The organism is Blastococcus sp. SYSU DS0973, from assembly GCF_054051055.1.
In genome coordinates this window covers 1-12,300 of record NZ_JBJHAN010000015.1, presented here as the reverse complement: position 1 = coordinate 12,300, position 12,300 = coordinate 1, and the positions used below count along the sequence as shown (strand labels likewise).

Genomic DNA, 12,300 nt, shown 5'->3' with positions numbered 1-12,300 from the left:
AACGTTGCCCGCGTGACTGGAGTGGCAGGTGCGCTGACGACTGCGTCGTCCTACCCGCAGACCGACCAGGACGCCGTGGCGCCCGTCGGTGGCGCGGTGATCCGGGCGGTCCCCGCGCCTGATCTGGGCGGTTCCGAGCCCGACCACGTCGACGACCCGGTCGCGACGGCGCCCGCCCCACCGGCGCAGTCGTCCGCCGGGCCGGCGGTGGCGCTGACTCCCCCGACCGGCCAGCCCGCCCCGCCGGCGGCCGCCGCGGACGCCGAGCCGGCCACCGGGACCACGGGCGGGCCGGCCGGCGGCGGTCCTGCCGGCGTGACGGAGGGTGACGGGGACGACCGGCGCCGCGGTCGCCGGGCGCTGCGCGGATCCGGACTGCGGGAACGCCGTCGCCAGCAGACGCGCAACCGGATCGTCGACGCCGCGACCGAGCTGTTCGCCGAGCGTGGGTTCGACGCGGTCAGCGTGGTGGAGATCGCCCAGCGCGCCGGGGTCGTGGAGAAGACGGTGTTCAACCACTTCCCGGTCAAGGAAGGCCTGGTCTTCGACACCGACCCGCCCATGCGCGCGGCCCTGCTGGATGCCGTGCGCCGACGCCCCGCCGGTGAGTCCGTGGCCGCAGCCGCCGGCAGCTTCGTCGTCGCGGCGATCAGCCTGCTCGGAACGCCCGAGGCGGCCGACGGCGTCGGGCAGATGGCGCGGGTGATCCGGGGCAGCCGCACGCTGCAGATCCGTGAACGGGAGATCCTCGGCGAGCTCACCGGCTCGCTGGCCGATCTCATCGCCGAGGAGACCGCCGCGAAGCCGGGCCAGATCGAGCCCTGGCTGGCCGCGCACGCCATCCTGGGGCTGTACGCCTCCCTGCTCGACCTGGCACGGGACCGGGTGCTCGACGGGATCAGCGGGCCGGACTTGTCCGCGGAGCTGCGCCGGCAGGGCCGTCGCGGGCTCGCACTCCTGCAGTTCGGCCTCGCCGGCTACGCCAAGCGGAGGTGACCGACGACGGGGTCCGATGGGTCCCCGAGGAGGTCGCGGAGCCGCCCCCGCGAGGCGAGCCGCCGAGCGGGGGCCGGAGGCTCCCCGAGGGGGCGCGGACAACGGCTCAGCCCATCCGGGGCACGGCACCTGGCCGCGGTCGGATCACAGAGTGATCTGAAGAGAGTTCAGCAGCTGGTCGGCGCGGTCGCCCGGGAGGCCGGGGTCCCGGGTGAAGAGGGCGACGGCGACCATGTAGCCGCCCTCCCCCGCCCAGCCGTGGCCGTCCTCGCACAGCCGGCGGATGTGCTCCCGCACCTTCGGCTCGCTGCTGTAGGGCCCGTAGTCCAGGCCCATGGCGAGGAAGTTGACGACGCGGTAGCCGAGGTCCTCGGCGGTGCGCAGGGTTCCCTGCGGATCGGAGTAGCTGGCCACGGCAGAGATGACGTTGGTGTACCCGGCCTTGAGCAGCTGCAGCACCAGGTCGTTGCCGCGGACGCCGCCCCACAGCTCGGGCATCAGGATGTCGCGGTCAGGGGCCGGGAGGTAGGGCGGGTTGGAGATCACCGTGGTCGCCTGGTGCCCACCGGCCGAGTCAGCTTGGTCGAAGAAGTCACCCAGCTCCACGGTGTAGCGGTCGGCGACCCCGAGCTCGGCGATGTTGGCGCGGGCCCGCTCGACCGACGGCGCGCTGATGTCGTAACTGCGCACCCGCAGCCCGGTGAGCGCGCGCACGACGTCGGCGATGGCGGTGGCGTCACCGGTGCCCAGCTCGTCGACGCCCTCCTCCGCCCAGGGCAGCTGGTCGCGGTACCGGTCGAGCAGCATGCACACCGAGAACCCGTAGTGCGCGGACTCGTCGGTGGAGGAGAAGCAGGTCACCGGCGCCCCCTACCCCGCCGCGCACCGCGGCACTCCCCGGGTCACCCCGACCCGGCGACACAGGGTCAGCGGGCGGCCGCGGCCACGGCGAGGAGCTCCCGGGCGTGCGCCTGGCCGGTGTCGCTGTCGGCCAGGCCGGAGAGCATCCGGGCGAGCTCGCGCACCCGGTCCTCGCCGTCGACCGAGCGGATGTCGGTGGCGGTGACCCCGGCGCCGGTGTCCGGCGACTTGTCCACGACGAGGTGGGTGTCGGCGAAAGCCGCCACCTGCGCCAGGTGCGTGACGACGACGACCTGGTGGTCCCGAGCCAGCCGGGCCAGCCGCCGGCCGATCTCCCCGGCCGCCTGACCGCCGACGCCGGCGTCCACCTCGTCGAAGACCATGACGGGCACCGGGTCCGCGCCGGCGAACACGACCTCGATGGCCAGCATGACCCGGGAGAGCTCACCGCCGGAGGCCCCCTTGTGCACCGGCCGTGGCGGCGCGCCGGGGTGGGCGGCGAGCAGCAGCGCCACCTCGTCGATGCCGTCCGGGCCCGGGTCGTCGGGGTGGCTGTCGATGCTGAAGGAGACCCGGGCGCTCTTCATCGCCAGGCCGGCCAGCTCGGCACCCACGTCGGCGGCGAAGCCCTCCGCGGCGGCCCGGCGGCCGGCCGAGATCTCCGCGCCCAGCCGGTCGACCTCGGCACGGGCGGCGTCCCGTTCGGCCGCCAGCGCCTCCAGCGCCTCGTCGGAGACGTCGAGCTCGGCGAGCCGGCGCTGCGCGTCCTCGGCCCAGGCGAGCACCCCCGCCACGCCCGCGCCCGCGTCGGCGTACTTGCGGACCAGCGCGGTGATGACGGCCCGCCGGTCGAGCACCTCGGCCAGCCGACCCGGATCGGCGTCCAGATCGGCGACGTACCCGGCGAGCTGACCGGCGACGTCGGACACCACGGCGACGGCGTCGGCGAGATCCTGGGCGAGCAGGACCAGGGTGGGGTCGTCGGAGGCGGCCAGCGCCCGCTCGGCGATGGCCAGCGCGGCGGTGGCGTCCTGGGGCAGCTCGCCGCCACCGAGGTCGCCGGTCACGTCGCCGATCAGCGCCATGCGCGCCTCGTCGGCGGCGGCGCGCAGCGCGTCGGCGTCGCTGAGCCGCTTGGCCTGGGTGTCGAGCGCCTCGTCCTCCCCGGGCTCCGGCGCGACCGTCTCGATCTCCTCGAGGCCGTGCCGGAGCACGTCGGCCGCCTGCGCCAGCTCCCGGGCCTGGCCGTGCCGGCGCTCGAGGTCGGCCGCTAGCGCGCGCCAGCGCTGGTGCGCCTGGCGGTACCGCTCCAGCAGGGCCAGGTGGTCGGCGCCGGCGTACCGGTCGAGCGCCCGGCGCTGCTCGGCCGGCCGCGACAGGCGCAGCTGGTCGGTCTGCCCGTGCACGGCCAGCAGGTTCTCGGCCAGCTCGGCGACGACCCCGACCGGAACGCTGCGCCCGCCCAGGTAGGCGCGGGACCGGCCCTCGGCGCTGACGGTGCGCGCCAGGATGAGGCTGCCGTCGTCGTCGGGGTCGGCGCCGGCGTCGATGGCGCGGGCCCAGGCCGGCGACTCGGGCGGCAGCTCCAGCCGTCCCTCGACCCCCGCTCGCCCGCTCGACCGGACCCGCCCCGGGTCGGCGCGGCCGCCGAAGAGCAGGGTCAGGCCCGTCACCACCATCGTCTTCCCAGCGCCGGTCTCCCCCGTCACCACGGTCAGCCCACGGCCGAGCTCGAGCATGACGTCGTCGATGGCGCCGAGGCCGCGGATGCGCAGCTCGGAGAGGCGGCCGGCGGCGGTCGTCGCCGGGGTCGGTCGCTCAGACGTCGTCGTGCGTGCCGCCACCGCTCACCTCCCGCGCCGGGGCCGGGACGTCCGCGCCGTCGGCGGTGAGGACGTCGCGGGCCAGGACGTTGCGGCTGGTGAACAGCTCGTGCCCCGGTCCGGCGTGCCGGGCATCGCGGAAACCGCGCACCGGAAGGCCGAACTTCGCGACCAGCCGGTCGCCGAAGGTGGCGGCGTGCACGCGGGCGATGCGCACCGGCCGGTTGGCTCGCCGCACGTCGACCCGGCCGCCGTCGGGGACCTGCACGGTGCGCCGTCCGTCGGCCGACACCCGGGCCCGGTTGCCGTCGGCGGGGACCGCCACGGTGAGCACCGAGTTCGGCGAGGTGACCAGCGGCCGGGCGAAGAGCGCGTGCGCGTTCGTGGGGACCAGCAGCAGCGCCTCGACGTCGGGCCACACCACCGGGCCGCCGGCGGAGAAGGCGTAGGCCGTGGACCCCGTGGGGGTGGCGCACAGCACACCGTCGCAGCCGAAGCTGGTCAGCGGCCGCCCGTCGATCGCGATGACGACGTCGAGCACGCGGGAGCGCTCGGCCTTCTCCACCGACACCTCGTTCAGCGCCCACGTGCCGCCGACGACCGTGCCCGCGGCGTCGAGGACGTCGACCCGGATGGCCAGCCGCTCCTCGACCGAGTACTCGCAGTTCTCGATGGCGGCCAGGGTCTCCTCGACGGCTTCGGGCTCGGTCTCGGCGAGGAAACCGACGCGGCCGAGATTGACCCCCATCAGTGCCGCGTCGGTGTACCGGGCCAGCTCGGCGGCGCGCAGGAACGTCCCGTCGCCACCGAAGACCATGACGATCTCGGCGTCCTGGGCGGCGGCCTCGTCGCACGGGACGACCTCGGCGCCGGGGATGTCCAGGCCAGGGGCCTCCTCCTCGAGAATCTTCACCTCGATGCCCCCGCGGAGCAGCCGCGCCGCGGATGTCTGGGCCAGCTCGACGACGTCGCGCCGCCCCGTGTGGACCGTGAGCAGGACCCGCCGGGCCTCCTGCCCGTCGGGCGATGCCGTGCTCGGCTTGCTCACTGCGGTCCCTCCTGAACTGCTCGACGGACGGCGTCCTCCTCGATCGGCCCGGCGTCGGACCGCAGCCAGAGGAAGAACTCCACGTTGCCGGCGGGGCCCGGCAGCGGGCTGGCCACCACGCCGGTGGTTCCCCAGCCGAGCGCTGCCGCTGCTCTGCCCACGTCGAGCACCGCCTGCACGCGGTGCTCGGGATCGCGCACCACCCCGCCGGCGCCCAGCCGCTCGCGGCCGACCTCGAACTGAGGCTTGACCATGGGCAGCAGGTCGGCACCGGGCCGGGCGCAGGCGGTGAGCGCGGGCAGCACCAGCCGCAGCGAGATGAACGAGAGGTCGGCGACCACGAGGTCGACCGGCCCGCCGATCGCCTCCGGCGTCAGCGTGCGGACGTTCGTGCGCTCGTGCACCCGGACGCGCTCGTCGGTGCGCAGTGACCACGCCAGCTCCCCGTACCCGACGTCGACCGCGACGACCTCGTCGGCGCCGCCACGCAGCAGCACCTCGGTGAACCCGCCGGTGGAGGCACCGGCGTCCAGCGCACGACGCCCCTCGACGGCGACGGGGAACGCCTCGAGCGCGCCGAGCAGCTTGTGCGCCCCGCGCGAGACCCAGGACGGCTGGTGGGGATCGGTCCGCACGACGACCGGGGTGCCCGCCTCCACGCCGGTGGCCGGCTTGGTGGCGGCCTGACCGGCGACCGCGACCCGCCCCTCCGCGATGAGGGAGACGGCGTGCTCGCGGGACCGGGCAAGGCCGCGGCGGACGAGCTCGGCGTCGAGCCGGGAGCGACGGGCCATCAGCGGGGGTCGATCGTGCCGAGCTCGCGCTGCAGGCGCGCGTGCTCGGCCTCGAAGACGGCGACGTGCTCGGCCACGGGCAGCTCCGTGAGACCGGCGAGCGCACGCTGGGTGTCCGCGCCCTCCCCCGTCGGCGCGTCCGCGGCATCGATCGGTTCGCCCTCGGGCGCCGCGTCCGGGGCGGAGGCGGCGTCACGAGCCGGAACCGGCACCGGCCGGGGTCCGGGCCGGAACGGCCCGGGTACCGGTCGCGACGCGGTCGGCTCGGTCATGGGTGCGCCTCTCGGATGCAGGGTCGGGCGGCGGCCGGCGGGGTGGGGCGGAGCTGCGGCCCGTGCCGGGGTCTCCTGCGGAGGTTACCGGCCGGGGGCGACGCGGACGGGCCGGACGCAGCAGCGCGATAGCGTCGGGACGACCGCCCGCCGCCGACCCCAGGGGAGACCTGCCCGCGTGGCCACGATGGATCAGTGCATGACCGCCCTGACCGGGATCCTCGGCGACCTCGCCGCTAACCCGGCTGCCGCGGGGCTGGACCGCAGCCTCTCCTGCCGGCTCACCGACCTGGACCAGGTGGTGCTCGGCCGGCTGAGCTCCGGTGCCGTCCGCAATCTGCACTCGGTTCCCGACGGGCCGGCTGTTCCCAAGGCCGACATCAGGCTGACCATGACCAGCGACGACCTGGTGGCCCTGACCGACGGCCGGCTGTCGTTCGGCTCGGCGTGGGCCAGCGGCCGGGTGAAGCTGGAGGCGGGACTGCGCGACCTGCTGCGGTTGCGCAAGCTGCTCTGACGGCGGCAGGTCAGCTGCCCTCCGGCGCCGCGAGGCCCCAGCTCGCCGCCAGGTCGGCCGCCGCCCGGCCGGTGCCGACCACGCGCACCGGCGCGCCGTCGTCGGGATGTGCGGCCCAGTGGGCGACGCAGAGCGCCCGCAGGCCGTCCAGCCCGTCGGACTCCCCGTCCGCAGCAGGCACGTCGCCGTCGGGACCGGCGAGCTCCAGCCCGTGGCCGCCCTCGACCGACCGGACGGTCCAGCCGCCGCACCGCCAGGCCGCCCCCTCCGCGGTCACCGGCGGATGGGCGTGCAGCAGGCCGGTGCAGTCGGCCGCCAGGAGGTCGGGTCGGTGGCGCGGTCCCGCCGCGAGCAGCGTCGACGGGTCGGTGACGCCGGAGAACACCAGCAGGCTGGCCGCCCCGGCACGTCGAGCTCCCTCGATGTCGGTGTCCAGCCGGTCGCCGACGACGAGCGGGCTCCGGGCACCCGTGCGCCGGACGCACTCGGCGTGCATGGCGGGGTCCGGCTTCCCGGTCACCAGCGGCTCCTGGCCGGTGACCCCCCGGACCACCGAGACCATGGCGCCGTTGCCCGGGAGCGGGCCGCGGGGCGAGGGGATGCTGGCGTCGGCGTTCGTGGCCACGTGCCGGGCACCGTCGCGGACGGCGACCACGGCTTCGGCGAGCTGGGCCCAGCCCACCTCCCGGCCGTAGCCCTGCACCACCGCGTCCGGTCGGTCGTCGGCACTGTCGACGACGGCGAGGCCGGCAGCCGCGAGAGCGGCCGCGACCCCCGGGCCGCCGATCGGGAGCACCCGCGCCCCGGCGCCGAGGAGCCCGGCGACCACGGTCGCCGCCGCCTGGGAGCTGGTGATGACGTCGGTCGGCTCGGCCGGGACCTGCAGCTCGGTCAGGTGGTCGGCGACCTCCTCGGGGGTGCGGGCCGCGTTGTTCGTGACGAAGCCCAGTCGCATGCCGGCGGAACGCACGGCGGCCAGCGCCGCCGGCACGCCCGGAACGGCGTCGGGACCGAGGTAGACGACGCCGTCGAGGTCCAGCAGCGCCACGTCGTACCGCCGGGCGAGTGGCTCCGGGCAGCCGAGGGCGAGGCCGGCCATCAGCCGTGCGGGGGCTGGTCCGGTCATACCGACTCCCGGGTCTGGCGGGCGCGCACCTCGCGCAGCGCCCGCGCGTAGTGGGCCGAGTCCGGCCGCATGGCCACCGCGAGCGCGAGGTGCTCGACGGCGAGCGCGAGGTCCCCGGCTCGGCTGGCGGCGAGGCCGAGACCGAACTGGGCGTAGTCGTCGGTCGGGTTGGTCGCGATGAGGCTCGCGAAACTGGTGATCGCCTCGCGGTAGCGGTGCGCGTCGTACTGGGCGCGTGCGAGCGCCTCCCTGATGCTGCGGGAGCCGGGCTCGGCCTCGGCGGCACGTGCCAGCAGGGTGGCCGCAGCGTCCGGATGCCGGTCCGCCAGCAGCTCCAGGCCCCGGCGGTACCACTCGTAGACGCCCCCGCTGGGCGTGTCGCGGGCCCCGGCACCTTCCGCCGGACAACTGGCCTCGGGCAACGCTGCTCCCTTCCTGGACCGCTCCACCGTCGGCCACGCACACCGGCTCGTCCCGCTCAGCACCAGCGGCCGTCCGCGGCGTGCGCCGCCGCTCCTACAGTTCTCGTCGTGCTCTCGTCCTCGGCAGGTCCCCGGAGCCCTCGACCGGCCCCGGGGCTGGACGTCCGGCCGTTCCGGGCACTGACGTATCGGCAGCGCGCCTCCGGTTACCTAGCGCGCGTCAGCTCGCCAGCTTACGACCTGGTGACGCCCGCCGGCCGGGACCTGCTGGCCGATGCGGACCCGCACAACGTCGTCCGCCTGATTCTGCCGGGACCCGACGCCGGTCAGGGTGGGCGCAGAGACTCCGCGGACCTGGCTGCCTGGACCCTGCAGGCGTGGGAGGCCGAGGGGGTCCTCGTGCGCGATGAGCTGCCCGCGCTGTGGTTGTACGAACTGCAGCCGGCCGACGGCGGGGCGGCCACACTGGGCTGGCTGGGTGCCGTCACCCTGCCGCCGGCGGATTCGACCGCCGTCCTCCCGCACGAGGACACCTATCCCGCGGCCGTTGAGGAACGGCGCGCGCTGCTGGCTGCGACGCGGACCGACCTGGAGCCGATCGTGCTGGCGCACGATCCCGAGCCGGCGGTGTCCCGGGCGACGGAGGCCGTGCGCCGGACGCCGGGCACGCTGGAGCTCCGGGACGACGACGGGGTGGTGCACCGGCTCTGGCGCGTGCCCGACGTGGCGACCATCGAGGCGGTCTCCTCGGCGCTGAACCGGACACAGGCCGTCATCGCCGACGGCCACCACCGCTTCGCCGCCGCGCGCGCCAATGCCCGGGCCCAGCGGTGCGCCTCGGGTACCGACGCCGTCCTCGCACTGGTCACCCCGATGGGCGGGGGCGGCCTCCGGGTGGACCCGATCCACCGGGTGGTTCCCGCACTTCCCTTCGACAGCGCCGTCGTCGCCGCCGGGCGCGGTTTCGTCGCCGCCGAGCTGCCGGTGAGCGGCGCGGGCACGGAGTCCGTCGTCGCGGCCGCGCGCACCTGGCTCGGCGATCCTGCGGAGCGAGGCATCCTCCTCAGCGACGGCGTCCGGCTGGTGCGGTTGACCGCTGCGGCTCCCGAAATCCGGGCCGCGGTGCCGGCGGAGGCCCCACCCGCCTGGCGGAACCTGGACGTGGTGCTGGCTCACCACGGATTGGTCGGGCACCTGTGGGGTCGCCCCGACACGGTGGACTCCGTCCTCATCGCGCACAGCCTCGACGAGGCCGTGCGGACGGCCCTCGACCGGGCCGGCGTGGCAGTGCTGCTCCGGGCCCCCTCGCCGACCGACGTCGCCGCCGTCGCACGGGCCGGCGCGCGTATGCCCCGGAAGTCGACCCTCTTCGTGCCGAAGCCCAGAACCGGTCTGGTGCTGCGTCCGCTGCCCGACTGACCGGCACCCGGCCTCGGTCACGCGGTCTCCTCCGCCACGCGCGCGGCCGACCGTGGGATCTTGCGCCCGCGCCGGCAGTTCACCTCGCACACCGAGGCCGTGCCCGACCCGGTCCGCCAGAACCGCCGCTGCAGGGCGCCCTCGACCTCGACGACGTCACCGGGCTGCCACACGGCGATCCGTCGCTGCAGGCTGCGGTCGTAGGTGATGCAGGTGAGCACGTCCACCGACTGCCCCCGCACCCTCGGGGCGGGTCTGCGCACCACCAGGCGGAAGGTGAGGAGCGTGTCACCGCTGAGGAGGGTTCGGAGTTCTGCGGGGGCGGACACCCCCCCCCCCAGGACCACGTCATTGCGATCGATCACAGCCACGGTCATGGCCGAAGCCTGTCGGCTCGCCGTGCCGACGGGAGTTCGTCGTGGCGATCTGTGGACGCCGGGCCGGCGTGTGGACGGCCGCGGTCGTCCTGTCGGAGATCAGTGCTCGGGGACGGTCTCCCCGGACCCGGGGCTCGAGGCCCCGTCCGCGTCCACGTCGTCGCGCTCGCCCAGCAGCTCGGCGACCTCCGCCTCGACCTCCTCGTCGAAGTTCGGGCGGCCCTCCCCCGGGGCGTCGATCTCTTCCTCGACGTCATCGAAATCTTCGGCGTCGTCGCCGACGCCGACCAGAGCAGCCGCCTCAGGCTCGGACTCCTGCTCGGACACCTGGCGTCCGACGTCCTCGCCTCGGTCGTCGTCCAACTCGAGGTCCTCCTCGTCGTCGAGCTCGCTGAACTCGACGCCGAGGTCCTCACCGGCCAACTCGGGGTCGATCTCCGCGATGACGCCGAGCCACGCGCCGGCGCGCTCGGTCTCCCCCTGGGCGGCGAGGAGCTCGGCGTACGCAGCCGCGAGGCGGAGCCGTCCCCCGTCGCCAGCGCGGAGGTCCGCAGGCTGTGGACGGCCACCGAGGGCCGCCTCGAGGACCAGCCGGGCCGCCGCGTCCTCGCCGAGGTCCTGCCGCGCACCGGCCTCGACCAGTCGCAGTTCGACCTCTTCGGCCACGTCCACACCTTCGCTGAGGGCCTCGTTGACCAGTCGGATGGCGACCTCCGGTCGGCCGAGCGCGCGCTCGCAGTCCGCGAGCACCGCCCGGTATCCCTGGTCCCCGCTCATCCGGCGGTAGGCGCGCAGCTCCCTGGCCGCCTCGGCGAAGTCACCGGCGTGGTACGCCGCCACACCGACGGCCTCCCGGACAACGGCCAGGCGCGAAGCTCGGTCGCGCGCTGCTCGGGCATGCGCGAGCGCGGTCTCCGGGTCCTCGTCCACGAGCGTCCCGGCGACGACGAGGTGGCCGGCGACCTTCGCGGAGTTACGCGGGTCCAGTCCGCGCAAGGCGGCCCGGATCGCAGGGTCCAGTTCCCGCGGGTCAGCCCACTCGGGAATCTCCGGCCCGGCGGGCACCGGCGGGCGCCGGTCCGGAACGTCTCCCGATGGACGACGGCCCTGCCAGCCGCCCTGCGGCCGATCACCCTGGGGACGGCGGTCCTGCCAATCCCCGCGAGGACGGTCACCCTGCGGGCGCTGCGGACGATCACCCTGCGGACGGCGATCCTGCCAATCCCCGCGAGGACGGTCACCCTGCGGGCGCTGCGGACGATCACCCTGCGGACGGCGATCCTGCCAATCCCCACGAGGACGCTCACCCTGCGGCCGCTGCGGACGATCACCCTGCGGACGGCGATCCTGCCAATCCCCACGAGGACGGTCACCCTGCGGCCGCTGCGGACGATCACCCTGCGGACGGCGATCCTGCCAATCACCGCGCGGACGCTCGCCCTGCGGCCGCTGCGGACGATCACCCTGCGGGCGCCGGTCCTGCCAATCACCGCGCGGACGGTCACCCTGCGGCCGCTGCGGACGATCACCCTGCGGACGGCGATCCTGCCAATCACCGCGCGGACGCTCGCCCTGCGGCCGCTGCGGACGATCACCCTGCGGGCGCCGGTCCTGCCAATCACCGCGCGGACGGTCACCCTGCGGCCGCTGCGGACGATCACCCTGCGGGCGCCGGTCCTGCCAATCACCGCGCGGACGGTCACCCTGCGGCCGCTGCGGACGATCACCCTGCGGGCGCCGGTCCTGCCAATCACCGCGCGGACGCTCGCCCTGCGGCCGCTGCGGACGATCACCCTGCGGGCGCCGGTCCTGCCAATCACCGCGCGGACGGTCACCCTGCGGCCGCTGCGGACGATCACCCTGCGGGCGCCGGTCCTGCCAATCCCCGCGCGGACGCTCGCCCTGCGGCCGCTGCGGACGATCACCCTGCGGGCGCCGGTCCTGCCAATCACCGCGCGGACGGTCACCCTGCGGCCGCTGCGGACGATCACCCTGCGGGCGCCGGTCCTGCCAATCCCCGCGCGGACGGTCACCCTGCGGCCGCTGCGGACGATCACCCTGCGGGCGCCGGTCCTGCCAATCCCCACGCGGACGGTCACCCTGCGGCCGCTGCGGACGATCACCCTGCGGGCGCCGGTCCTGCCAATCCCCACGCGGACGGTCACCCTGCGGCCGCTGCGGACGATCACCCTGCGGGCGCCGGTCCTGCCAATCCCCACGAGGACGGTCACCCTGCGGCCGCTGCGGACGATCACCCTGCGGGCGCCGGTCCTGCCAATCCCCACGAGGACGGTCACCCTGCGAACCGCCGCGCTGGCCGGCGCCGCCGGAGCCGCGGTTGCCCTCGGGGCGGGAGCCGCGGGAAGCCGGTCCTCCGTCGCCGGAACCGCGTCGCGGAGAAGTCATGTGTCCTGGGTACCTCTTCGCTGGCGCCGCACACAGCCATGACGGCTCGCGGCGGAATGGGAATAGCGAACGGGGGCCAGAGCGCTAGCTCTGACCCCCGTTCGGTGAAGTATGTCCGGCGGCGTCCTACTCTCCCACCCCGTCTCCAGGGCAGTACCATCGGCGCTGAAAGGCTTAGCTTCCGGGTTCGGAATGTGACCGGGCGTTTCCCTCTCGCCATGGCCGCCGTAACTCTGTGA

General features: G+C 75.3%; 13 protein-coding genes and 1 rRNA gene. 4 read left to right on the top strand and 10 right to left on the bottom strand.

From position 1 onward, the window contains the following. Positions 1-12 precede the first annotated feature (12 nt). Positions 13-996, top strand: a complete 984-nt coding sequence (locus ACI791_RS17300) for a TetR/AcrR family transcriptional regulator (RefSeq protein WP_456587168.1) — start codon at positions 13-15, stop codon at positions 994-996. A gap of 144 nt (positions 997-1,140) precedes the next feature. Here ACI791_RS17300 and ACI791_RS17295 read toward each other — a convergent pair whose 3' ends face one another. The 5 genes from ACI791_RS17295 to ACI791_RS17275 form a co-directional block, all read right to left on the bottom strand. After that, a complete protein-coding gene (locus ACI791_RS17295; protein ID WP_456587167.1) occupies positions 1,141-1,857 on the bottom strand; it encodes a methylase in 717 nt (238 codons plus the stop codon). Between the two features lie 65 nt (positions 1,858-1,922). Then, on the bottom strand, positions 1,923-3,701 hold the full coding sequence (recN, locus tag ACI791_RS17290; RefSeq protein WP_456587166.1) for a DNA repair protein RecN: 1,779 nt from the start codon (positions 3,699-3,701) through the stop codon (positions 1,923-1,925). Continuing rightward, positions 3,676-4,728, bottom strand: coding sequence for an NAD kinase (locus ACI791_RS17285; RefSeq protein WP_347060572.1), 1,053 nt, complete (start codon positions 4,726-4,728; stop codon positions 3,676-3,678). Before ACI791_RS17285 ends, recN begins: the two co-directional genes overlap by 26 nt. Then, positions 4,725-5,522 (bottom strand): TlyA family RNA methyltransferase, encoded by a 798-nt coding sequence (locus tag ACI791_RS17280; protein ID WP_347060571.1) that lies wholly within the window; start codon positions 5,520-5,522, stop codon positions 4,725-4,727. Before ACI791_RS17280 ends, ACI791_RS17285 begins: the two co-directional genes overlap by 4 nt. Continuing rightward, a complete protein-coding gene (locus tag ACI791_RS17275) occupies positions 5,522-5,794 on the bottom strand; it encodes a hypothetical protein (RefSeq protein WP_456587165.1) in 273 nt (90 codons plus the stop codon). Before ACI791_RS17275 ends, ACI791_RS17280 begins: the two co-directional genes overlap by 1 nt. Positions 5,795-5,993: 199 nt before the next feature. Here ACI791_RS17275 and ACI791_RS17270 point away from each other — a divergent pair, with 199 nt between their 5' ends. After that, complete coding sequence (locus tag ACI791_RS17270; RefSeq protein ID WP_347060569.1) at positions 5,994-6,311, top strand: alkyl sulfatase C-terminal domain-containing protein; 318 nt, start codon at positions 5,994-5,996, stop codon at positions 6,309-6,311. A 10-nt stretch (positions 6,312-6,321) separates the two neighbouring features. Here ACI791_RS17270 and ACI791_RS17265 read toward each other — a convergent pair whose 3' ends face one another. Beyond that, positions 6,322-7,437 (bottom strand): HAD-IIA family hydrolase, encoded by a 1,116-nt coding sequence (locus ACI791_RS17265; RefSeq protein WP_456587164.1) that lies wholly within the window; start codon positions 7,435-7,437, stop codon positions 6,322-6,324. Further along, positions 7,434-7,859, bottom strand: coding sequence for a tetratricopeptide repeat protein (locus tag ACI791_RS17260; protein ID WP_456587163.1), 426 nt, complete (start codon positions 7,857-7,859; stop codon positions 7,434-7,436). Before ACI791_RS17260 ends, ACI791_RS17265 begins: the two co-directional genes overlap by 4 nt. 108 nt (positions 7,860-7,967) lie before the next feature. Here ACI791_RS17260 and ACI791_RS17255 point away from each other — a divergent pair, with 108 nt between their 5' ends. Continuing rightward, positions 7,968-9,278: a DUF1015 domain-containing protein gene (locus ACI791_RS17255; RefSeq protein ID WP_456587162.1), complete on the top strand. Its 1,311-nt coding sequence runs from the start codon at positions 7,968-7,970 to the stop codon at positions 9,276-9,278. A 17-nt stretch (positions 9,279-9,295) separates the two neighbouring features. Here the strand turns inward: ACI791_RS17255 and ACI791_RS17250 are convergent, their stop codons facing one another. Both ACI791_RS17250 and ACI791_RS17245 read right to left on the bottom strand, forming a co-directional pair. Beyond that, complete coding sequence (locus tag ACI791_RS17250; RefSeq protein ID WP_456587161.1) at positions 9,296-9,655, bottom strand: single-stranded DNA-binding protein; 360 nt, start codon at positions 9,653-9,655, stop codon at positions 9,296-9,298. 99 nt (positions 9,656-9,754) lie between these two features. Beyond that, positions 9,755-10,495 carry a hypothetical protein gene (locus tag ACI791_RS17245; RefSeq protein ID WP_456587160.1) on the bottom strand — a complete coding sequence of 247 codons (741 nt, stop codon included), beginning with the start codon at positions 10,493-10,495 and terminating at the stop codon, positions 9,755-9,757. Positions 10,496-10,552: 57 nt separating this feature from the next. Here ACI791_RS17245 and ACI791_RS17240 point away from each other — a divergent pair, with 57 nt between their 5' ends. Next, positions 10,553-12,103 (top strand): hypothetical protein, encoded by a 1,551-nt coding sequence (locus ACI791_RS17240; protein ID WP_456587159.1) that lies wholly within the window; start codon positions 10,553-10,555, stop codon positions 12,101-12,103. Positions 12,104-12,174: 71 nt separating this feature from the next. Here ACI791_RS17240 and rrf read toward each other — a convergent pair. Beyond that, positions 12,175-12,291, bottom strand: a 5S ribosomal RNA gene (gene rrf / locus ACI791_RS17235). Positions 12,292-12,300: the final 9 nt, after the last annotated feature.